This is a genomic window from Chryseobacterium gambrini (assembly GCF_900156825.1).
GTDB lineage: Bacteria > Bacteroidota > Bacteroidia > Flavobacteriales > Weeksellaceae > Chryseobacterium > Chryseobacterium gambrini.
Map to the genome: position 1 here is coordinate 213,551 of NZ_FTOV01000001.1, position 22,245 is coordinate 235,795.

Annotated in this window: 27 protein-coding genes and 1 pseudogene; 15 read left to right on the plus strand and 13 right to left on the minus strand. The window is 40.1% G+C overall.

What is annotated here, in order from left to right:
- Window positions 1–15 precede the first annotated feature (15 nt).
- The 9 genes and pseudogenes from traM to BW951_RS01055 form a co-directional block, all read right to left on the minus strand.
- Window positions 16–1,365, minus strand: coding sequence for a conjugative transposon protein TraM (traM, locus tag BW951_RS01015; protein WP_076390093.1), 1,350 nt, complete (start codon window positions 1,363–1,365; stop codon window positions 16–18).
- Window positions 1,352–1,636: a hypothetical protein gene (locus tag BW951_RS01020; protein WP_024566592.1), complete on the minus strand. Its 285-nt coding sequence runs from the start codon at window positions 1,634–1,636 to the stop codon at window positions 1,352–1,354. The genes traM and BW951_RS01020 overlap by 14 nt, the downstream gene beginning before the upstream one ends.
- Before the next feature lie 18 nt (window positions 1,637–1,654).
- Window positions 1,655–2,083, minus strand: a complete 429-nt coding sequence (locus tag BW951_RS01025; protein ID WP_024566593.1) for a hypothetical protein — start codon at window positions 2,081–2,083, stop codon at window positions 1,655–1,657.
- Window positions 2,084–2,095: 12 nt separating this feature from the next.
- Window positions 2,096–2,719 (minus strand): conjugative transposon protein TraK, encoded by a 624-nt coding sequence (traK, locus tag BW951_RS01030; RefSeq protein WP_024566594.1) that lies wholly within the window; start codon window positions 2,717–2,719, stop codon window positions 2,096–2,098.
- A gap of 19 nt (window positions 2,720–2,738) precedes the next feature.
- A complete protein-coding gene (gene traJ, locus BW951_RS01035) occupies window positions 2,739–3,734 on the minus strand; it encodes a conjugative transposon protein TraJ (RefSeq protein WP_076390094.1) in 996 nt (331 codons plus the stop codon).
- A gap of 2 nt (window positions 3,735–3,736) precedes the next feature.
- Window positions 3,737–4,370, minus strand: a pseudogene (locus BW951_RS01040) (DUF4141 domain-containing protein).
- A 28-nt stretch (window positions 4,371–4,398) separates the two neighbouring features.
- Window positions 4,399–6,903, minus strand: coding sequence for a TraG family conjugative transposon ATPase (locus BW951_RS01045; RefSeq protein ID WP_076390095.1), 2,505 nt, complete (start codon window positions 6,901–6,903; stop codon window positions 4,399–4,401).
- Window positions 6,900–7,229: a DUF4133 domain-containing protein gene (locus BW951_RS01050; RefSeq protein ID WP_034735090.1), complete on the minus strand. Its 330-nt coding sequence runs from the start codon at window positions 7,227–7,229 to the stop codon at window positions 6,900–6,902. Before BW951_RS01050 ends, BW951_RS01045 begins: the two co-directional genes overlap by 4 nt.
- 11 nt (window positions 7,230–7,240) lie before the next feature.
- The gene (locus tag BW951_RS01055) at window positions 7,241–7,546 is read right to left on the minus strand and encodes a DUF4134 domain-containing protein (RefSeq protein WP_002979435.1); all 306 of its coding nucleotides are present in this window, start codon (window positions 7,544–7,546) and stop codon (window positions 7,241–7,243) included.
- Window positions 7,547–7,889: 343 nt separating this feature from the next.
- Between BW951_RS01055 and BW951_RS01060 the strand changes: the two genes are divergently transcribed.
- From BW951_RS01060 to BW951_RS01085, 6 genes are read left to right on the plus strand one after another with little or no spacing between them, the layout of a single operon-like run.
- The gene (locus tag BW951_RS01060; RefSeq protein WP_002978487.1) at window positions 7,890–8,216 is read left to right on the plus strand and encodes a helix-turn-helix domain-containing protein; all 327 of its coding nucleotides are present in this window, start codon (window positions 7,890–7,892) and stop codon (window positions 8,214–8,216) included.
- 2 nt (window positions 8,217–8,218) lie between these two features.
- Window positions 8,219–9,274, plus strand: a complete 1,056-nt coding sequence (gene dcm / locus BW951_RS01065) for a DNA (cytosine-5-)-methyltransferase (RefSeq protein ID WP_002978486.1) — start codon at window positions 8,219–8,221, stop codon at window positions 9,272–9,274.
- 1 nt (window position 9,275) lies between these two features.
- The gene (locus BW951_RS01070) at window positions 9,276–10,724 is read left to right on the plus strand and encodes a hypothetical protein (protein ID WP_002978484.1); all 1,449 of its coding nucleotides are present in this window, start codon (window positions 9,276–9,278) and stop codon (window positions 10,722–10,724) included.
- An 8-nt stretch (window positions 10,725–10,732) separates the two neighbouring features.
- Entirely contained in the window at window positions 10,733–11,494 is a 762-nt protein-coding gene (locus BW951_RS01075) for a DNA methyltransferase (protein ID WP_002978482.1), read from the plus strand.
- Between the two features lie 30 nt (window positions 11,495–11,524).
- Window positions 11,525–12,115 (plus strand): hypothetical protein, encoded by a 591-nt coding sequence (locus BW951_RS01080; RefSeq protein WP_002978481.1) that lies wholly within the window; start codon window positions 11,525–11,527, stop codon window positions 12,113–12,115.
- Window positions 12,108–13,127, plus strand: a complete 1,020-nt coding sequence (locus BW951_RS01085) for a Kiwa anti-phage protein KwaB-like domain-containing protein (protein WP_002978479.1) — start codon at window positions 12,108–12,110, stop codon at window positions 13,125–13,127. Before BW951_RS01080 ends, BW951_RS01085 begins: the two co-directional genes overlap by 8 nt.
- A 78-nt stretch (window positions 13,128–13,205) precedes the next feature.
- Here the strand turns inward: BW951_RS01085 and BW951_RS01090 are convergent, their stop codons facing one another.
- The 4 genes from BW951_RS01090 to BW951_RS22600 form a co-directional block, all read right to left on the minus strand.
- Window positions 13,206–13,841, minus strand: a complete 636-nt coding sequence (locus tag BW951_RS01090; RefSeq protein WP_034735089.1) for a hypothetical protein — start codon at window positions 13,839–13,841, stop codon at window positions 13,206–13,208.
- An 11-nt stretch (window positions 13,842–13,852) separates the two neighbouring features.
- Complete coding sequence (locus BW951_RS01095) at window positions 13,853–14,302, minus strand: DUF3408 domain-containing protein (RefSeq protein WP_076390096.1); 450 nt, start codon at window positions 14,300–14,302, stop codon at window positions 13,853–13,855.
- A 4-nt stretch (window positions 14,303–14,306) separates the two neighbouring features.
- The gene (locus BW951_RS01100; protein WP_076390097.1) at window positions 14,307–15,074 is read right to left on the minus strand and encodes a ParA family protein; all 768 of its coding nucleotides are present in this window, start codon (window positions 15,072–15,074) and stop codon (window positions 14,307–14,309) included.
- A gap of 222 nt (window positions 15,075–15,296) precedes the next feature.
- Entirely contained in the window at window positions 15,297–15,452 is a 156-nt protein-coding gene (locus BW951_RS22600) for a hypothetical protein (protein ID WP_162149631.1), read from the minus strand.
- A gap of 378 nt (window positions 15,453–15,830) precedes the next feature.
- On the opposite strand from BW951_RS22600, the gene mobA reads away from it, so the two are divergent.
- The 9 genes from mobA to BW951_RS23215 all read left to right on the plus strand — a co-directional run bounded on the left by mobA (window position 15,831) and on the right by BW951_RS23215 (window position 22,198).
- Window positions 15,831–16,262 (plus strand): conjugal transfer protein MobA, encoded by a 432-nt coding sequence (gene mobA, locus BW951_RS01110; protein ID WP_034735085.1) that lies wholly within the window; start codon window positions 15,831–15,833, stop codon window positions 16,260–16,262.
- Between the two features lie 8 nt (window positions 16,263–16,270).
- On the plus strand, window positions 16,271–17,557 hold the full coding sequence (mobB, locus tag BW951_RS01115) for a conjugal transfer protein MobB (RefSeq protein ID WP_076390098.1): 1,287 nt from the start codon (window positions 16,271–16,273) through the stop codon (window positions 17,555–17,557).
- Between the two features lie 101 nt (window positions 17,558–17,658).
- Window positions 17,659–19,659 (plus strand): conjugal transfer protein MobC, encoded by a 2,001-nt coding sequence (gene mobC, locus BW951_RS01120; RefSeq protein WP_076390099.1) that lies wholly within the window; start codon window positions 17,659–17,661, stop codon window positions 19,657–19,659.
- 149 nt (window positions 19,660–19,808) lie between these two features.
- Window positions 19,809–20,186: an ArsR/SmtB family transcription factor gene (locus BW951_RS01125; RefSeq protein WP_024566613.1), complete on the plus strand. Its 378-nt coding sequence runs from the start codon at window positions 19,809–19,811 to the stop codon at window positions 20,184–20,186.
- Window positions 20,180–20,782, plus strand: a complete 603-nt coding sequence (gene merTP / locus BW951_RS01130; protein ID WP_076390100.1) for a mercuric transport protein MerTP — start codon at window positions 20,180–20,182, stop codon at window positions 20,780–20,782. Before BW951_RS01125 ends, merTP begins: the two co-directional genes overlap by 7 nt.
- Window positions 20,782–20,991, plus strand: coding sequence for a GDCCVxC domain-containing (seleno)protein (locus BW951_RS22995; protein ID WP_074941799.1), 210 nt, complete (start codon window positions 20,782–20,784; stop codon window positions 20,989–20,991). The genes merTP and BW951_RS22995 overlap by 1 nt, the downstream gene beginning before the upstream one ends.
- 69 nt (window positions 20,992–21,060) lie before the next feature.
- Complete coding sequence (locus tag BW951_RS01140; protein WP_024566615.1) at window positions 21,061–21,399, plus strand: hypothetical protein; 339 nt, start codon at window positions 21,061–21,063, stop codon at window positions 21,397–21,399.
- A gap of 6 nt (window positions 21,400–21,405) precedes the next feature.
- Window positions 21,406–21,816 carry a Fur family transcriptional regulator gene (locus BW951_RS01145; protein ID WP_076390101.1) on the plus strand — a complete coding sequence of 137 codons (411 nt, stop codon included), beginning with the start codon at window positions 21,406–21,408 and terminating at the stop codon, window positions 21,814–21,816.
- Between the two features lie 67 nt (window positions 21,817–21,883).
- Window positions 21,884–22,198 (plus strand): DUF6660 family protein, encoded by a 315-nt coding sequence (locus BW951_RS23215; protein ID WP_420866222.1) that lies wholly within the window; start codon window positions 21,884–21,886, stop codon window positions 22,196–22,198.
- Window positions 22,199–22,245: the final 47 nt, after the last annotated feature.

A 22,245-nucleotide genomic window follows, 5' to 3' on the forward strand; every position in this document is an offset into this window, starting at 1 on the left:
TATTTGAGTTCAACATTATTTTTTAGATACAAGGAAGACCTGATAGCCTGCTTTCAGCGTAACCTTTGGCGTTCTTACTTTCTTGGCGAAATAGCCCGAAATACCCTGTACCACGCCACGGCTAAGGTCAGCCGCCACCTGCTGTCCGGCATTCTGCGTGAGCATTACGCTTGTTCCTCCGGTCTGGCTCATATTGCCCGCCATTTCAGTAAGGGCATTCATTTCCGGCGAATACGGAACGTACAAACCTTGTTGCCCGTCCAAATCGTAAATGGTAATATCTACCGGGATGATATTGCCCTCCAGTTCTATCGAGGTAATCTTTAATTGTAGCCTGCCATTCTGAAATTTGGCATTAGCAGTTACAACCGTTCCTTTTGGAATAGTACGTTGTGGTGTTTGGGCAGGCTCTAATAATCGTAAACGCACACCCGTTTCGCCAATAACCGTTTGAGCATCGTGTACGCAGGCTTTTATACTATTTTTCGGTTGTACCACCTGCTCCACAGAACCGGCGGTATAAAAACCACGGTTCTTTGTTTCGCTCCAATCGGCTAAAAAAGCACTGTCCGTAGGCTCCCGATACAGGGCTGATACGGTGTTCTTTCTTGCAGGCGTAAACGATACAAAATGCTCCTTTTGATTAGCACCGGCTGCACCACCAGCACCCGGAGCAGCACCATTAGCAGGGGCGGCAGTTCCGGTATTAGCATTCTGCGGAAGATACTTTGCCGCCATTTCATAGGACTTCTCCATTAGTTTAAGTTGGTCATCTACGGTGGCAACAGGTGGCACATCTTTTTCCGACAACTTTGCTTTTAGTTCGTCCACTTGCTTACGCAATTCCATTGTTTCCGAATTGTTGTCCTGATAAAATGAACCCAACGTGCTTTGTGCATTACGGTAACTGTTCAATACAGAATTTCCGTTTCGTCCCGATTTTCTGCCACCACCCCCAAAGCCGTTGCTTTCTTCATCTTCTTCAGGTAAACTTTCTTCATTGTCAGCAGATGCAGTATCTTCAGTATTCCAATAATCAGAAAGCGTGGTCAGTGCATTGCGCTTTTCCTGCTCTTTGCGTTCGAGCATTTCCTGCTCATACGCCTTGCTTTTATCATCGGGCATCCCTGCTCCGGTAGCCTGCGGTACAGCATCATTCAGCCCGATATTTTCAACTGCCTTTTTATCTTTAGACGGTTTAAATATGAGGTACATACAGCCGAGAAATACCACGCCCATCAAAAGGAAAATGATTGGCTTTTTGAGCTTATCCTTATTGCTCTTTTTATTATCCGGCAGATTTGATGCTCCGTTTTGGTCTTCTCCCTCAACGAGAAAGCTGACCCTTTTTTCATTTTCTTTCATAAATCTGATTTTTTAAAATTGTTGATACACTATCCTGCAACCTTGCAGGGTTTTTACTTTTAAGGACAGGGTTTTCGATATGCTCTATGACCATACCGTTACCGGACTTTGAGGTATCGTACATCACTTTGCCAATGACCGCTACGGTAAGCAGCAGATAACCCACAAAGAAGTACAGCGTATATTGGTGCTGTTTGCGCAAGGGCAACGCCCGCCAACGTTCGTCCAGCTTGTCAAAGTACCTGTCCATATTTGCTCTTAATTTTTTCATAGCCTTACTATTTCTGTGTTACAGCTTGAAACGCTTAGGACTTTTACCCGCCTGTTGCTTCGGCGCATCGTTAACCAGTGCGACCGCTTCCGTTAATTTGGGTGCGGACATTACGGACAGGTTTGCCAGTTCCGATTTTTTGAGTAATTGCCCAAAGCCGTCTTTCTTCGCTACCTCCATACGGCTCAATGAGAATTTGCCATTCAGGTACTTTACCCACATACTGCATTCTACACGGGGCTTGTCATCGCCCGACCATTGCAGGTAGCCTGTCAGCAGTAAGTCCTGCTTAGGCAAAGTATCTGCCCCTTTTTGGCAGCTTTCGAGGTATTCGCTGATACTGTCTTTCAGCTTTCCGGCATACGAACCCTGCGTATGGAAATACCCATTATATCCTTTATCGGTAAGGATTTTTGCGAACGTGCTTAAATCTGATAATGCTTCCATAAGATTGTTTTTTTAGCGTTCGATAACCTCTATATCCTTATTTTCCACGACTGCAAATTTTTCAATATTGAAGCCCTGCGGATTGTTGTCGGAACGAACGGAGTTGACGAGATAGCAGGAAGTAATCAAGTTGCGCCTGGTTACGTTGCTTGACCGGATAATGAACTGTTTGGCATAGGTACGCACTGCATACGGGTAGTTGTCGAAGTTGCACACGACACTATCCACCTCTATGCGTTGCTGTACGTTCCCCGAAATGATACGGCTGTAATAACCCTTTTCCGACAAGTCTTTGTAGTAATCAAAAGCACTTTTATCGGCAAGGTTGAACGCACGTTTCATATTGCTTTCAATAGCGTTCTTGTCGGGTGCAAGCGTAAAGAACAGTTCGTGAAATCTCCTGACGTGTTCCCTTGCTTCAACCGGGCGGTTGATGCTCGCATCCTGCGACAAGGCAAGCATCAGGGATTTGCCGTTATCCAGTACATAGATTTTTTGGCGTTGTTCTTCTGCAAAGCGGTAGGAACGCCATACGGCGTAACCTACCACGCTAATGCAGAGAACCGCAAACACAATGGCATATAATCTTATCTGCCTAAAGCTGTTTTCGATATTTCTTAGCGTTTTAAATTCCATTTTTTAGAATGATTAATGATTATTTATTCATCAGTTTACCGCCGATGTTTCCAACTGTTGAGCCTGCGCCTGCTCCGGCGATGTTTCCGGCTTTCATTGCTGTGGAGTTTACATTGCGGGTAAAGTTTCCTGCGCCTCCGGCTTGGATTACCCAACCTGTTACTGTCGGGATAGTAAAGTACCCGATGATGCCGATAATCATAAAAATGATGTACACGGTATTGCTCGTATCAGGTATATAGGTGGGGTCGGCAAGCATTGCTATATCCCTTTCTAAAATGAGGGATTGTATTCTTGCCAACATTGAGCTGAACAAGTCCGAAACGGGAAGCCACAGGTAAACGCTGACGTACCTCGTGAGCCATTGCGTGAGCGTGGACTGAAAGCCATCCCATACGGAAATAGCAAAGGCTATTGGTCCGAGTATAGAGAGGACTATCAAGAAAAACGTTCGTATGGTATCAATGACCAAAGCTGCCGCCTGAAATAGTATTTCCAGTAGATTGCGAAACCAATCCTTTATGGCTTTCTCTATCTTGTAGGCTTGCCTGTCCATATACATACCCGCCATTGTGCCAATGTCGGAGGGCGACCAACCAAGTTCGTCCAGTTTCTTATCAAACTCTTCGTCTGATACCATATAGGCGGTTTCGGGGTTCCTGACCATTGCCTCGTATTCCAACTGGTCTTTCTGTTGTTGCAACTTGTTCAGGTCAAGCACCTGGTCTTCGAGTATTTGGTGGGTTCCTACTACCACCGGGCTTAATACCGCATTGATGGTTCCCAAAACGATGGTAGGAAAGAACATTATGCAAAGCCCCAAAGCGAACGGGCGCAGCAAAGGGAACATATCAATAGGTTCGGCACGGCTTAAAGCCTGCCAAACCTTTAATGCCACATAGAACAATGCTCCCAATCCCGCCAAACCTTTAGCGATTGCCGCCATATCGCCTGCAAGCGGCATCATATCATCATAAAGCGACCGCAGGAGTTCGTGAAGATTATCCCATTCCATAGTTACCAGTATTTTTGGTTAGCAGTTCCGTAGAGTTCAAGCACTCTTTGGGCATCGTTTTTCTTTTTCGCTCTTAGGTAGCTTACAGAAATGTTCTTGTTGGTGTAGTAGCGTACAAGACTGTGGTAATCCTTAACCTCTTTTGTACACACGGTCAATCACATCCATACGCTCTTTGTCATTCAGCGAAAGGCTTGATGAGGTTATAATCTGCTTCAATTCTTTCAGCAGTTCGGTACTTTCATTGAGCAGAGCCGAATAACCGTTGCCGATAGCGGTCAGTTCCTGCGGTGTGAAATTTGGATCGTTCATCATCTTACCGAAATTTTGCACATACATTTCGGAAACATCGCCCACCAACAAAACCGTTTGCTGCACCTTGCGGGCATCTTTCACAAGGTTGTTGATGGCTTTCAGCTTGTCGTAGTATTCCTTGCCCCGGTCATACACTTTTTTCACTTCGTTAAAGTTTTTTATCACGTTACTCACGGTGGAAGAAGTCTGCACGATTTCGTTTGCAGAGTTGATAATGCCCGAAGCCAAATTAGCGGGGTCGGTTACAACCCACTGGGCTTTTGCTGACGGTGCTACGGCAAGCATAAGTGCCGTACACACCAGATACAATACTTTTTTCATTGTTTCTGAATTTTTAAATTGTTAATGACTATTGATTTGAATTGTCCCGCCTTTGCATTGCGATATGCTTAATGGCGAGTTCTACATTACCGTCCAATTCGGAAGCAAGCTGCATTACTTCCATTTTTTCGGTTTCTTCGGTCGTGTAAGCGAGGTATTCCTCCAAACTAACTTCGGTGGCATAGACTGCCGAGTGCGTACCACCTAAGCCAATCCAAACCTCTTTGTAAAGTCGGCTCGCATCGTTGTTCATATTGATGGAAAGTACCTGCCCTTTCTCTTTGTCCGTAAGTCCGAGCATCGCCTGTATGTCATCAAACTTGTTCATATACTTGCGTTGGTCAAGCAGGATTTTACAGTCGGAGTTATTGATGATACTTTCTTTCACAATGGGCGACTGGATAATATCATCGACCTCTTGCGTTACGACAATCGCTTCGCCGAAAAATTTGCGGACGGTTTTAAACAGGTACTTGATGTATTCCGCCATTCCCTCTTTGGCAATCGCTTTCCAGGCTTCTTCAATCAGGATGAGCTTGCGAATACCTTTCAATCGGCGCATCTTGTTGATGAACACCTCCATAATGATAATCGTGACTATGGGAAAGAGGATTTTGTGGTCTTTAATCGCATCAATTTCAAACACGATAAAGCGTTTGGAAAGCAGGTCTAACTGCTTGTTTGAGTTCAGCAGGTAATCGTATTCGCCACCCTTGTAATAGGGTTCGAGTACGTTCAGAAAGTTGGCAATGTCAAAGTCTTTTTCCCTTACCTGCTTTTCCTCCAATACCTTGCGGTAATCGCCCTTTACATACTCATAAAAACCGTTGAATGAGGGATAAACATCTTGGTGCTTGATACGCTCGATATAACCGCTTACCGCATTGGAAAGGGCAACTTCTTCAGAACGGGTTGGTGGTTCATCATCACGTTTCCATAAAGTCAGTATCAAAGTCTTGATACTTTCCCTTTTCTCAATATCAAAGACGCCGTCATCAGTATAGAAAGGATTAAAGGCAATCGGGTTGTCTTCGGTGTAAGTGAAGTAAACACCGTCTTCGCCTTTGGTCTTTCCTTTGATGAGTTCGCATAAGCCCTGATAAGAGTTACCCGTATCTACGAGCAGGACGTGAGCACCCTGTTCGTAATACTGTCTTACCATATGGTTTGTAAAGAACGATTTACCACTGCCTGATGGCCCTAATATGAACTTGTTCCGGTTCGTGATGATACCCCGCTTCATAGGCAGGTCGGAAATATCCAAATGGATAGGTTTTCCGGTCAGTCGGTCAGCCATCTTGATACCAAACGGCGAGGGCGAATTATGGTAATTGGTTTCTTCTGTAAAGAAGCACAGCGCAGGCTCAATAAATGTGTAAAAACTTTCTTCACTCGGAAAGTCGCCTGCATTGCCCGGCATTCCAGCCCAGTACAAAGTAGCTACATCCGTTGTGTTGTGCCGAGGCTTACACTCCATCAGTGCCAACGCACTACCGCAATCATTTTTTAGCTGTTTCAGTTCCGCAGGGTCTTCTGACCACGCCATAATATTGAAGTGCGCACGAACAGAAGACAGCCCGAAGCTGTGCGCTTCGTTCAGGTACTTTTCTATCCACTCTTTGTTGATTTGGTTGGCACGGCTGTACCTTGCCAGTGAGTGCATATTACGGGCAGATTTCTCAAACTTTTGCAGGTTGTCTTCACTGTTATCCAAAAACAAATACTGGTTGTAGATGTGGTTGCAGCTCAACAGCAAACCCACGGGTGCGGCGAATGACAAACGGCAGTCGCTACGGTCGGTGGATAGCTTTTCAAAACGGGTATCTGCCGATACGGTTCCGGGCAGGTCGTCTGTGTCTGACAAGATGTGCAGGCTTAACCTTTTGTTGCCAATGCGTACTTCTTCGTTTCCAAGTGCGATGTCCTGCATTGGTGTTCCGGCTCCCCTCGATAGCGTGAGGTACTGCTCCAGTAATCCCTGTGTATCTTCCGTACCGATGATTTCATCTTCGGTCAGGCATTTCAGGCTTACAAAACCGCTATCGTTCACGATACGCTCAAATTGGGCGACCGCCTCCATAAAGCGATGTATCGTTTCCTTGTTCCTGATTTCCTTTGGTATCAGTGTGCCTTTGCAAAGCGAACTGAAGTTGCTTTGCATCCGCATTCTTTCCTTAGTGGTCTTCGTCAAGAACAGGTAACAATAATGGTTCAGGAACGGTCGCTCGTTGAAATGGCGTTGATAAGACTTTGATAAAAAACTTTGGTCTTCTATTGACAGATCGGGCGCATAGCTTTCCTTGATGTACCAATCCTGTTTGTGAATGACCGTAAAATCAGGCAGGGTTTTAATCGCTTTGTGCCAGGCGGAATGTATGGCTTCGTATTCCGCAGAAGCGACTGTGAACAGTTCCGGCAGGCGCACTTCAAAGCAGGCGGTAATGTCCGCATCTTTGGATAAGATGCAGTTGTTCTCTACTGCCAGCAACGGAAATTTGTTTTCCAGTGTGGTGGTCTTTGCTACATTTCTCATACGGCATTCTGTTTAGGTGTGAATTTTAAATAGCGGTGTACAGGCTTGCGGCAGATGATGTAGCGGGGATGCCTTTTATTGCCTGCAATTTTCATCAGCCCGTGTTCGCCGTACTTCCTGTTCAGCGAAAAGGTCTGCCATACGATGAGCGAAGCACAGCCTGCTCCGAGGAACAGGCAGATGTAAGAGTTTACGCCTGCCATATACAGTATCATCACGAGGATAAGCGTACCGAGCAGCCCGCCTGCGAAAATGAACAGGTATTGTGCTTTCAGCCCTTTAAATTCCACCGTCCTGCCGATGCCTTTGTTGATATTGTAATTCATAAGGCAAAGGATTAAAGGAAGAATGAACGCAGGATAGTAGCGGCAACAATCAGGAAGATACACGCACCGAACCACGAAGCTGCGGTCTTACTCGTGTCGGGGTCGCCGGAACTGAATTTGTTGTACACCTTAACGCCCCCGATTAACCCGACGACTGCACCGATGGCGTAGATTAACTGCGTTGCGGGGTCGAAATAACTTGTTACCATTTGGGTAGCCTCGTTGATACCTGCCGAGCCGTTTCCCTGTGCGAACGCACCAATTCCTGACAGCATTGCCACGGCTGCCAGTAAAACTTTTTTTCTCTGTTTTTCCATAATTGAAACACATTAATTTGTTACTGTTTATCCCGCACCTTGCGAGCTTTCGGGACAAATGTCTTGTGGAAAAAGAGGCGTTATGAGAAAGTGGCAGTCAAAGGAAGTGTTTGGCTGTGAGTGGCTTTGCAACAAGCATTTGAGCATAAAAAAAAGCCAAACTTTTTACGGTTTGAGGTTACGTTTCAATAATAACTATTATGGATTTTGCACTTTTATTCTATAGAAGCGGTTATCTGTCACTCAAAACGAGCCAAAATCCAAAGTTTATAGCTGAAAGCTTTCGCAAACGAAACCAAATTAGTAGATTTGCCAAAAGTGTCAAGAAATAAATTTCAAGATTATGAAAGAAACATTTGGCGAATATATTCACAAGCTAAGATTAGATAATGGTTTAACATTAACTAAACTTGCGGCTGCATTAGACATAGACCAATCTACCTTATCAAAAATTGAAAACGGTAAAAGAAATGTACCTGCTGAAATAATACCGAAACTTTCAGCATTTTTCAGTCTTGACTTAAAAAAATTAGAACACGAGTATCTAAGCGAAAGAATTGCAGAATTAATTTATCCGGAGGAGGAAACTCAAAAGCTATTTTTAGCTGCTGAGGAGAAAGCAAAATATATGAGAATTAAAAACCAACATCAAAGTACACTCAAGTTTTAATTATGGTAGGAGCATCATTATTTTCAAGTGCAGGCATAGCAGAAACTTACTTTGAAGAAGTAGGAATTAATATTATCGCTGCTAACGAATTGGTTCAGGAAAGAGCTGACCTATATCAGGCATTGTATCCAAATTCTAAAATGATTGCAGGTAGCATTTTAGACGATAAGATTTTTAAAACACTCGTAGAAAGTACCCCTGAAAAATTAGACTTTCTAATTGCTTCACCACCTTGTCAAGGAATGAGTGTTGCAGGAAAAAATCGGAATATTGAGCAAATGCTTAAAGATGAAAGGAATTATCTTGTTTTTAAAATAATTGATTTCATTAAATTAAAATCTCCCGATTTTGTACTGATAGAAAATGTACCAACATTTTTTAAGATGGTTTTGCCATACCAAAATCAACATTTAAAAGTAATAGAGATTTTAAATCTATTATTCGGCAAAGAATACAAAATTGAAGCTAATGTGTATGATGCTTCTGAATATGGTGTTGCTCAAAGACGGACAAGAGCAATCATAAAATTGTACCGAAAAGACAAAAAATGGGGACAACCTATAAAGTCTGAAAAGCAAATAACAGTCGAAGAAAAGATTGGTTTTTTACCAAGTATTGAGGCAGGAGAACAGTCAAAAATAAAATGGCATTTTGCCCGAAAACATTCGGATAATCACGTACTGTGGATGAAGCATACCCCAACAGGAAAAACCGCTTTTGAAAATGAAGAATACTTTCCTATAAAATCTAATGGAGAAAAAATAAAAAGTTACAATACCACATACCGACGAATTAAATGGGATGAACCCGCTCCCACCATTACAATGCGAAATGATGCAATCAGTTCACAATTGAATGTGCATCCAGGAAGAAAATTAAAAAACGGAACTTATTCTGATGCAAGAGTTTTAACACCTTTGGAGTTAATGTTGTTGTCCTCTCTTCCACAAAATTGGAATATCCCGGATAATACACCTGAATTACTTATTAGAAAATGTATTGGAGAATGTATTCCGCCTTTGTTAATTAAAAATATTGTTGCTCAAATAAATCAATAATATGACTTTACGAATTGATAGTAAGAAATGGATTTTATACAGACATACAAGAGATTTTGAAAAACTTTGTGTTGTTGCTGAATTTTTGAAGTCATACACCAAGACAGGAATTTCAAAAGATGAGAAAGCGCAATTAAATTCAAAGTTACGTGAGTTAGGTTTGTATAGCGAAAGAAATCCTGAATTACCGCTTGATGCGATAAACCATAAAATCAATCAGCTTTCATATTATATGTTTGGCTACCAAGCCAAGGTTGATGGGCAAGACCGTTTTTTATTTAGTCCGCTTGGAAACTTATTTTTGAAAAACGTTGGGGATAAAGAGAAAATAGCCAAAATATTTCTTACAATGCTTTGGGCTGTACAATATCCCCATCCACATAGCGGAACGGATAGCGAATTTCAGCTTTATCCATTTCGTTTGATTTATAAATTGCTTTCAGAACCAAAACTATCTAACAAACTTTATGCTTTTGAGGTTGCGTACGTTGTTGTGTTTCTCAAAGAAGCTACTCAAAAAACATATGATGTCTTAATAAATGAATTATTAGCATTAAGAAAGTTTTCAGATGAAGAAATTGCTCAAAAATTTCAAGAAGACAGACACGCTTATGTGAACTCTGCTTATGAATGGGATTATTACGTTTCAAGTCTGTTTGAAAGTGCAGGTGTATTGAACAAACGAGAGGGAATTGTTATAACCAAACTACAACACGGAACAACCAATACTTTTAGGAAAATAACAAGAAACGAGGTTGCAATTCCTGAAAATTTAAAACAGTTAGTTCAGCAATTAGAAAATGAATATTCTTTTTTAGCAAAGCCTCTGTTGCTTAACGACCCTGAACGTTTGAAAATTGATGTTATTAAGGAAATTTACAGTTTTTACCCTAAGACACTTTTAGTTGAAATTGGCGAAGTAGCTGATGATATAAAATTTGAATTGCTTAATCTTCCGAAAATTATAGAACAATACGCAAACAATAACGAAGGAGCGGAAGCATATCTTTTTGAAGATGCTTTGACAGATGGTTTCAATATGTTCTACAATATAGAAGCCGAAAAAGTAGGCGGAGCAGGAAACACTGATTTGGAATGCCTGTATATTCCTAAAAAGAAAAAATTCGCCGTTGATGCCAAGTCGACCAAAAACAAACTTTCGGGTGTAAATGCTGGAAGATTAGAAGGGCACCGAGAAAAAATTGGGGGAGCTTACACAATTGTAGTTACGCCAAGATATGTTCCAGCGGTACTTCAAGATATTCGCACAAGTCCGATTGTAATTATTCGGGCAAACACTTTTTCGGAATATTTATACAACTGTATTGATAATGACGTGAGAGAAATTGACTACGAAGATTTTGATAATATCATCGTCAATAATCTTGGAAAAGACATCAGTAAAAACATTTCGGACCTGACTATTTCAAGGTTTGCAGCAAAAAATTAAAACTTACGATGATTACAATTACGAGAGAAAATAATATGGAATTAATGGCAAGATATCCAGACAACTATTTTGACCTTGCCATAGTCGACCCACCTTATGGGATTTTAAACAAAACAAAAAGAGGTGGCGACTACAAATTTAATATGGATGAGTACAGTCAATGGGATGTAAAACCCAATGATGATTACTTTAATGAGTTACTTCGGGTTTCAAAAAATCAGATTATTTGGGGAGGAAACTATTTCGGACAACTTTGGCTAAAAAGCGAATACAACAAAGGGTTTATTATTTGGGATAAAAACCAACCCGAAACATTGAATAATTTTTCAATGGCAGAAATGGCTTGGTCATCATTAGACAAGCCTTCAAAAATTTTCAGATTTAGTGTAAGAAAAAATAGAAATAAAATCCACCCAACACAAAAACCAGTAGAGCTTTACGAATGGCTTTTGAAAATGTATGCTAATCAAGGAGATAAAATCTTAGATACTCATTTGGGAAGTGGAACAATTGCAATTGCGTGTTATAATGCAGGATTGAGTTTGACAGCTTGCGAAATTAGCGAAACCTACTATTTAAAAGCATTAGATAAGATAAAGGAAGTCATTCCCGAAAGTGCAATCCATACGAATGATTTAGATGCTTTTTCTCTGACATTTCCCGAGCAAACAAAATCGAAAAACGGATTATATAAACAATATCAAGAACAGGTAGAACAATTGAGATTATTTAAAGAAGAACGAGCAAAGTACTATGCAGGTGTGAGATAGTTCCCATATAGCCATCTCCAAAATAATGTAATGAAAAAAGTAAAACTAAATAATATCGCAATTTTTGTGTTGTTCATTACATCATATATTCCGTTGTTTGGATTATTGATTTTGCGACAAGTCAAGCAAAATATTGATTATTTGAATTTTGGAGGTTTTAGTCAAGAAAGTGTATTTCTGGCTTTAGCAAAATTTGGGTTAAGCGTTTTTCTTTTTCTTACTGCAATATTCGGTTATATAGGGCTGAAATTTTTATTGATAAATTTAGATATAAAAAAATCAAATGGAGAGCTTGTAAAAGTCGTTGAAGTAGAAAACAAGAATAGTGAAAGCATCAGTTACATCTCAACTTACATTGTTCCCTTCATCTTCCAAGACACAAATAACTTATTTGACATTACGTCGATTTTCATTGTCTTGATAATCATATTTTTCATTTATACAAAATCAAATATGATTGTAATAAATCCAATATTGAGTATTACTCATACCCTTTACCAAATTGATTACAACAAGAAGAGCCAAACAAAAAAAGCTCTTTTGATAACAAAAGATGAAGATTTGGAAAGCGGGCAAGAAATAAAAATAAACTTAATTACGAAAAATATTTATTATGGATAAATCCATTTTGGTCGATATAATTGGTCAGGCAAGTGCGGAAAACTTAAAGATGTATTTTGTCACTCGTATTCTCAAAGAAGGAATGAAAGCTAACGCACGTGTTTTGGAAAAGTTTGACTTTAAAGTTTATCAGATAGAGATTACGGATGAAGTAAGAAACTATCTTTATGAACTTTCATTGAAACAGTTCAAAAAAATTCAGGATAATGAAGATTTAAACTTTTTCGATTATGATGTCATAGCTGACGAAACAGAACATCTGTTTACTTATCAAATGCAGAATAAAGTTGGCTCTTTTTCAGACGTTGTTTATAACCAATTAAACCAAAGCCCACCGAAAATCACAGATTTAAACGATATACTCCAAGATGAAACTCTTTGGGCATATTGTGTCGAGTTTGAAATTGACAGTAATAAATCTTTTTATACATTTAGAAAAATATCCCCCGGAAAAGTAGGAGTGGAAAAGGAAAAAGACGGAGAAAAGAAAAGCTTAGGCAGTCAGATAAGGACTTTTTTTGACACCAATACCAATACACTTTCATTGCTAAAAAGCGATACTGTTTATTTAGACAAACAAATAGATTGTATCTTTTATGAAGAAACTTTTTACGTATTGAAGAAATTTTACTTTGAGCAACTTGTCGGATTACAAGAAGAATATAAGAAGAGAGCGGAAGACGTAGCAACATCAATATCTAAACATCAGTGTTTTGGAGATATTAAGCTTCTAACTGATAAAATAGAAACAAAAGCTTCTATTCATAAAAAGTTGATGAAGTTGGAAAAATTAGGAAATCTAAATTCTTTAACTTCTAAAAACATAAAAAAGTTGGAAACATTGGGTAAAAAGAAAAAAGCACCGATAAACTTAAAAGATGGTAAAATCCAATTTGAAACGGAAGAAGATATAGATAATGTGGTCAAACTATTATGTGACTATTTCAAAACTGGAGATTATTCAGGTAAGCCCTACGGAACATACGCAGGTAAGTTACAAGTGACGGAATAATGTTGTCATTTCTCACAAGAGGCATAATAAGATAATGTCACACTAATACGCAGTTATACTCCTAAAAAAAAGGGAATTCTATACAAACTCCCCAATGTCAAAATCACCCAAATCACTTTTCCGCAAGGTGGAAGAACCGTCGTCGCTTTCAGATGAAAGTGTGCTATCCAAAAGCTCGGCAATTTTTCGGGAAGCACCCTCAATGGAATTTTCCAGTAAGCTGAATAATTCGGTTCCCTGTAATTTCTGAACTATGGCTACCGCTGTTTCCTTTTGAGCCTGTTCCAAATTCTCTTTTTGGAGCAATGCCCCTACGGAGCTTAGTTCGTCGTAGGTAACCCCTTGGGCAAAACCGTTATCGCCACCGGATATTCCGTACCTGTTCCATTCTTCTTCCTCTTCCTCCAAATCAGGCATATTGCTGAAAACTTCGTCCAGTTCTTCCTGCGGAATTTGAATGCTGACGTTTTCGTTTTCGTCGTATTCAATGTCTAAATTATCAGGGTTTATCTCCTGTTCCGTTATTTGGCTTTCATTGGCAGTGTTTGGCACTGAAAGGCTTCTTACTGGCTTGGGTTGCCCCATAATATCGGGCAGGTTCGGGTTAACTTTTTCCTGTTTGGACTTTTGCTCCGACCTTTTATGAATGACAATCTTATCCTGCAAAAGCAGGACAATGACTATCAGCAGGCAAATCACAATTACTATTTCCATAATCAGATGCTTTAAAAAATGGGTTTAAACTTTTCGTTGAAATCATCGGTAATGGCTTTTTCAAACATTTCAAAATGATGTTCCAGTATGTTATCGAGATAGGCATACAGGGGTATAGCATCTTTACCAATGACCTGTACAATACGGGATAAGCGTTCGTGGTAATCCTGTCGGATATAAATGCTTTTATCGCCCCGCTTTGTTATCGAATGCGTTTTCAAAAAATGTTCGCCGTAGCTACCGTCAAGATTTTTCTTGGTGCGGTTGCGTTCCCTTTGTACAGGTTTGCTTTGTAGCAATTCTTCCTGTTTCACTTCTTCTTTTACAGTTTCTTTTTCAATCTCTTCAGGCAGTTCAGGTGGAAGCTGTAAGCCCTCTTTTTTAACGCCGTCCACCATCAGGTTCATCATCAACTCCTCGTTGATGTCCGGCGTGGCTTTCCTTTTATTATCTTTTTCCATAAGGCTATAATTGAACGATTTTTAAAAATTCGCTGATGAACAGGTCTAACTGGCAGGCTTTCATCAAACGCTCATCGGGAGGCATTACCGTAGAACGGAAAACCGTTTTGCTGTCCGCTTCGCTTTCCTTGCGAAAACGGGTGCTGTTCTTGATTTGGCTTTGCATCAGGCTTAACCCTAGTTGCCCGATAAGCTGATTGTACACGTCATATAAGGGTGTGCTTTCCCTGCCGTCCACTTGGTTCCAAAACAGGTTAATGCTTTGTATGGAAGTTTCGCCTTTTTTCATAATCACGTCCTGTAAAAGCTGCGTGAAGATGAGCGTACTTTCCATTACCACACGGTCTGCCGTGATAGGCGTAAAAATGTGGTGCATACCTGCCAACGCTTTCAGGATGCCGGGCGTGTTCACGGTTCCGGGCAGGTCGAAGAACAGCACATCAAGCGGAACAGGGGAAGTGTTTACAAATTCGTGCGCCGCATCGAGTACGCTATCCGCTTTGTGCTGCATAATGGGATAGGCTTTTTTATTGATGGTGGTAAACTGCTTATATGCCAGTTTTTTCAACGCCTCATTTTCCATTACCATTGCCAAATCACGGGTTTTCATTTTCATCAGGCTGTGCTGCGGAAAATCCGCATCAAAAACGGCTACGTTGTAGCCCAACCGATAGTGCATCGTACTGGCGACAAGCGTGGTAAATGTGCTTTTGCCAACACCGCCTTTTTGAGAAGAAAAAGCGACAAACAGAGGTTTCTTTCTTGTGTCCATATTTTTAAAATTTAAAGTTTACATCTTACTGTTTTCAGTCTTGCAGGCTTTCAGCCGTGCAGTCCTGATTTCGTGCTGTCTTTCTTGCAGGATAGCTATCAGGCTTGCCTGCGGGAATTGCTGATTGCCTGCTTTCCTGCTGTACAGCAGCAATGCTTTCATTCAGGCATCCTATCAGGCGTGATTGCGTTCTTGCATTCGTTCCGTCCGTCATTATATCCATCACGCAGGCTTGATTGTCTGATAGCAGGCTGTCACGCTTTCCGTCATTCCTGCGCTCTTGCATTCCTGCAATCTTGCAGGCAGGATAACCTGCCATCTTGAATGTATGCCGTCTGCTCGTCCTGAAGCACGGGCTGCCTGCCTGCCTGTCAACATTCAGGGGCAAAGAACTCATCAAATTCAATCGGTTGTATAGCGGTGGCAGTGTTTGGCGTTCAGAGGCAGCATTTGGCACTGTGTCACAGTGCAACGCTATCGTAAACAGGGCTTTACTTTGTATTGTACTTTTTATTAACGGATTTATGCAAAAGTCTTTTGACATATCAGGGGGTAACGGGAACGGCAACAAGCCGTTTTTCCCTGTTACATTCAATCCGTCCCGCAGGGCGGATTTTTGTGTTCACCGGAACACGGCAAGTTGTGTTTTGAGCATCTCGGAATGATTTCCGATGCTCAAAACAACTTGCCCTTTGCAGGGGGCAGAAAACACCTTCCGAAGTCAGGGTTTTGTATGGATTTTAAAATGGATTAGTGATGAACGATAACAACAAAAAACAATTGAAAAAGACCGGACGCCGCCCCAAAGAAGACCCGGCGACAATCCGCTATACGATTTCCTTTAACGAGCAGGAACACGCCCGATTTCTTGCCCTTTTTGATAAATCAGGTATGCAGGTAAAGGCGCATTTTATAACGTCCTGCATCTTTGACAAGACCATAAAGACCATTCAGATTGACAAGGGAACGGTTGATTTTTATATGCGGCTGACCTCTTTTCACAGCCAGTTCCGTTCCATCGGCGTGAACTATAATCAGATTGTAAAGCTATTGTACCGTCATTTTTCGGAGAAAAAAGCCGCAGCGTTCCTGTACAAACTGGAAAAACAGACGGCTGAAATGGCGATGCTATGCCAAAAAATTATCCAAATAAGCGAGGAATTTGAAGCCAAATACCTGAAAAAATAGCGGTAGAAATGATAGCAAAAATTGGAAGAAGTGCAAATTTATACGGAGCGTTGGCGTACAATCAGCTTAAAGTGGAGAATGAAAACGAGCAGATTTTGTTTGCCAATAAGATGATTGAAACCGCAAGCGGTCATTATTCCGTGGCACAATTAGCCCAGTCTTTTGCACCTTACCTGATAGCCAACCGCAATACCGAGAAACACACGCTGCATATTTCGCTAAATCCTGACCCGAACGATAAGGTAAGCGATGATAAGTTTAGGGAAATGGCAGAACAGTATATGCGGGAAATGGGTTACGGCGAACAGCCTTTTGTGGTATTCAAACATACCGATATTGACCGTAGCCATATACACATTGTATCGGTTTGCGTGGACGAGCAGGGCAAAAAGATTTCGGATAAATTCGAGAAAATGCGGTCTATGAATGTATGCCGTGAACTGGAAAGAAAACACGGGTTGATACCCGCAACAGACAAAGAGCGCAATCAGAATGATAAGGTTTTCCGTCCGGTAGATTATCGGGCAGGCGATGTAAAAAGCCAAATTGCTTCGGTCGTTCGCCACCTCCCGAATTACTACCAGTACCAAACTTTGGGCGAATACAATGCCCTGCTTTCCCTGTTCAATATTACCGCCGAGAAAATCGAGGGCGAATTGCAGGGAGAGATGAAGCACGGCTTAATATATATTCCGCTAAATGAAAAAGGCGAAAGAGCCGGGCATCCGTTCAAGGCTTCGCTGTTCGGAAAGAGCGCAGGGCTTCCGGCTTTGGAACTGCATTTTGCGAAATGCAAAACGGCTTTGAAAGATAGCCCCACCAAACAGACCCTAAAATCTGCCGTTACCATTGCCCTGAAAACCACGAGCGATGAACAGGCATTTAAAAAGCAGTTGGCGGAACAGGGTATTAACGTTGTGGTGCGCCGAAATGATACAGGGCGTATTTATGGCATCACATTTATAGACCACAATTCCAAAGCAGTTTGGAACGGTTCACGTTTGGCAACAGAACTTTCTGCCAACACCTTTAATGATTATTGGAACAATAACATCAAACCGAATATTAAAGAACCTGCCGTTTTACAACCCAAATTATCCACATCAAATGATGCGGATCTTCCTGCGGAAGAACCACACCATTTGTTCGACTTCTTACATACTGAAAAACACGAAGACGGTTTGATTGAAGCACTGGGCGGCTTGCTTCCCGAAGCCCAGGGCGAAGATTACGAAGAACAGGACTTTGCCAATAAAATGAAGAAGAAAAGAAAACGCCAAAGAGGTCAGAAGTAATATTCAGCCAAACACTGCCACAGAACGCCACTGGCTGCCACATTCTTAGAGCCACTCCATAGAGCCTTTAAATTCACGCCCGAACATTAAAACTTTAGATAATGCAGGGAGAAGACGATTTAAGAGGGCTTGCCAAGATAATGGCTTTTATGCGGGCAGTCAGTATTCTTTTGGTGCTGATGCACCTTTATTGGTTCTGCTACGGTTTCTTTTTAGAACGTGGTTGGACGTTGGAAGTAATCAACAAGATATTAGGCAATTTCGACCGGACGGCGGGTTTGTTTTCACATACTCTTTATACCAAAGCATTCGCTTTGGTTTTACTGGCTTTAAGCTGTTTAGGAACAAAGGGCGTAAAAAATGAGAAGATAACCTGGTCTAAAATTTACGTGGCTTTGGGCGTGGGTTTTGTGCTGTTCTTCCTGAATTTTCCATTGCTAAAGCTATCTCCGGCAACAGGCACATTCCTGTATATGCTTACTATCTCATTAGGTTATATCGCCTTGCTGATGGCGGGCGTATGGATGAGCCGCCTGCTTCGTACCAACCTGATGGACGACGTATTTAATAATGAGAATGAGAGCTTTCAGCAGGAAACCAAACTGATGGAAAACGAGTATTCCGTTAACCTGCCCACCAAATTTTACTACAAAGGCAAATGGAACAACGGTTGGATAAACGTTGTAAATCCATTCAGGGCATCAATAGTGTTGGGTACTCCCGGTTCCGGTAAATCTTATGCCATTGTAAACAACTACATCAAGCAGCAGATTGAAAAAGGCTTTAGTATGTATATCTACGATTTCAAGTTTGACGACCTTTCTACTATTGCCTATAATCACTTACTGAAGCATCGGGATAAATACAAAGTTCAGCCGAAATTTTACGTGATAAATTTCGACGACCCACGCAAGAGCCACCGTTGCAACCCACTCAATCCCGATTTTATGACGGACATTTCTGATGCTTACGAAGCGGCATATACTATAATGCTAAACCTTAACAGGTCGTGGATACAGAAGCAAGGGGATTTTTTCGTGGAAAGCCCAATTATTCTTTTGGCTGCGATTATTTGGTATCTGAAAATCTACGAAGATGGTAAGTATTGTACGTTCCCTCACGCTATTGAATTACTGAATAAAAAGTATTCGGACGTATTCACGATTTTAACATCATACCCCGATTTGGAAAATTATTTGTCGCCCTTTATGGATGCGTGGCAAGGTGGAGCGCAAGACCAGTTACAAGGACAAATCGCATCGGCAAAAATTCCGCTATCAAGGATGATTAGCCCACAACTTTACTGGGTAATGACGGGCGATGATTTTACGCTTGACATCAATAATCCGAAAGAGCCGAAAATTTTATGTGTAGGCAATAACCCCGACCGTCAAAATATCTATTCGGCAGCTTTGGGTTTATACAATTCGAGGATTGTAAAGCTGATTAATAAAAAAGGACAGTTAAAGAGTTCCGTTATCATAGATGAGTTGCCCACAATTTATTTCAGGGGACTGGATAACCTCATTGCAACGGCGAGAAGTAATAAGGTAGCGGTATGTTTGGGTTTTCAGGATTTTTCGCAATTAACAAGGGATTACGGCGACAAGGAAAGCAAGGTAATACAGAATACTGTCGGTAATATATTCAGTGGTCAGGTGGTTGGCGAAACAGCAAAAAGCCTTTCGGAACGTTTCGGTAAAGTATTACAGAAACGCCAGAGTATGACCATTAACCGCAATGATAAATCTACCTCTATTTCGACACAGTTAGACAGCCTTATTCCGGCTTCCAAAATCTCAACACTTACACAAGGTTTGTTTGTTGGTTCTGTATCAGATAACTTTGATGAACGTATCGAGCAGAAGATATTTCACGCCGAAATTGTAGTGGACAATGAAAAGGTAGCGGCAGAAAGCAAAGCCTATCAGCAAATACCGCAAATCTTATCTTTTGTAAATGAGCAGGGCGAGGATAAGATGAAGCAGGAAATAGAAAACAATTACAAGCAGATAAAATCAGACATTCTGAATATTGTTGTTAGTGAAATGGAGCGTATCAAGAATGACCCTAACTTACAGCATTTGGTGCAGAAAGAATGATTATACTAAATATTTTTGTGATTTTTCTATTAATATATTGTTAGAAGAATTAAAAGTAACAGCACCATTACGTCAACATATAAAATGCCAAATTTTAATACTCATAATTTAGCATTTGCTTAAATAAACAAATTAGTTACATTTGCATTATGGATAATACTTCTTGTACACGACAACAGGCAGACATTAAACAAATCAATCGCTGTAAAGAAAGAGTTTCGGAACTCCACAGTTCGTTTGACTATTTGTCGAACGCACTTGAATTGACTGGAAACAATGTAAGACTGAAAATTCTGTTTCTTCTTTATGAAGAAAAACGACTTTGTGTTTGTGATGTGAGTGAAATTCTTGGAATGACAATTTCAGCGATTTCTCAGCACTTGAGAAAACTTAAAGACCGAAAGCTTATTGAAACCGAAAGAGAGGCGCAAACCATTTTTTACTCATTGACAAAAGAGTATGAGAAAATGTTGGACCCATTTTTTAAAATACTTGACGATAAAAAAAATTTAGAAACAATATGGTAACGGACGGAAAACTAATTGGGACTGGACTTTTGACAGCAATTGCAGCTTCATTGTGTTGTATTACACCAGTGTTGACTCTAATAGCAGGAACAAGCGGACTTGCTTCAACTTTTTATTGGCTCGAACCTTTCCGACCATATTTTATTGGTTTAACAATTTTAGTGCTTGGTTTTGCTTGGTATCAAAAATTGAAACCGCAAAAGAAAATTGACTGTAAATGTGAAACAACTGAAAAATCAAACTTTATGAAAACAAAATCATTTTTAGGAATTATTACCGTTATGGCGGCTTTACTTTTATCATTTCCGCTTTATGCTCACATTTTTTTTCCAAAGACCGAAAGTAAAGCAATTATTACCCAAACTTCCAAAATTCAGAAAGTTGAGTTTACAATCAAAGGGATGACTTGTTCAGGTTGTGAACACCACGTTAAAACGGAAGTTAGTAAACTAAAAGGAATTGTGGAAGTTGTGGTTTCTTATGAGAAAGGCAATGCCATTGTTAAGTTTGACAACAAACAAACAAGTATTATAGAAATTGAAAAAGCTATCAATTCGACAGGTTATAAATCAATAAAAAGTAAAATTATATCATAATGGAAATTAAATTACAATCAGTAATAACTTGTCCAAACTGCGGATACAAAAAAGAGGAAACAATGCCGACAGATGCTTGCCAATATTTTTATGAATGTGAAAATTGCAAGACAAGATTAAAACCATTACAAGGCGATTGTTGTGTGTATTGTAGTTATGCCAGTGTTCCTTGTCCATCAATACAACAGGATAAAAAATGTTGCTATTAGAAACCAATTAAGAGAAAAAAATGTTCAGTTTTTTCAAAAAATATTTTCAAAAATTTAAGAAGAATACTTATGCTATCAACAGAAAAAACATTATCAGAAGTAATTGAAGTACTAAGACAAAGGGGTTATACGGAAGACTTTAATCTATTGGAAGAAAACATTTCGTACAAAATAGACGGAGAGAAAGTTAATTTAAGGGACATTGTTATTGATAAAATTTATCGTTTTACTGGGCTTAATGATTTGGAAGATGAGGCTATCTTATATGCGATGAGAAACCAAAAAGATGGAGCAAAAGGTGTTTTCGTAAATGGTTATGGTACATACTCTGACAGTGCAGCAAACAGCATCATTGAGCAAATATCAGTTGACGAGGACGATAATGATGATTGGACGATAGAAAATTAAATCACAATGACTGAATTAGAAAAAATTTTACTGCAAAAAGCTATAAAACCCACCGCTATGCGTTTGTTGGTGGTTGAAAAGTTATTGAAACAACAATATGCAGTAAGTCATAAAGAGCTGGCAGAACAGTTTGAAAAAGCAGATAATATTACTCTCTTCAGAACACTTAAAGTATTCCTGGAATACAAACTTGTCCATACCATTGATGATGGAAGCGGAGTGATTAAATACGCACTTTGCCAATCAGGATGCAATTGTAATTTATCAGAACTGCACACACATTTTTATTGTACCGACTGCAAACATATTTTTTGCCTTACTGAAACAGAAATTCCGAACATCGAAGTTCCTCAAAACTTTAAATTAGATGGAGCTAATTTAGTTCTTAAGGGGAAATGCGACAAATGTAACAAATAGATTTTTTCAACTTTGCAATTCTATTGCACAATCTATTTATTTATATTTGTAGCTGATAAAACTATTTATATTCATATTCAGTATATATTTTCTGGCATTATCCGTAATGCCGTGTACTGATGCGTGTGGTATGGATACCAGTAATACTTCAAAATCAGAGCTTTCTAATACAAGCAATGGTCAAACGAAAAACGGCGATTTATGCAGTCCTTTTTGTTCTTGTGCTACTTGTCATACCGTTGTGAATTTTACGTTTCAAACGTTCAAAATAAACGAGGCAAAGCCAAGTCTTAGCAAGATACAAAAATTCCCACTTCAAAATTTCAATTTCATTTCCAATTATCACGGAAACATTTGGCAGCCGCCAAAGATTAATACTTAATATTTTCAGCAAATGTATTTATTGGTAATGGATGATATATTCATTTA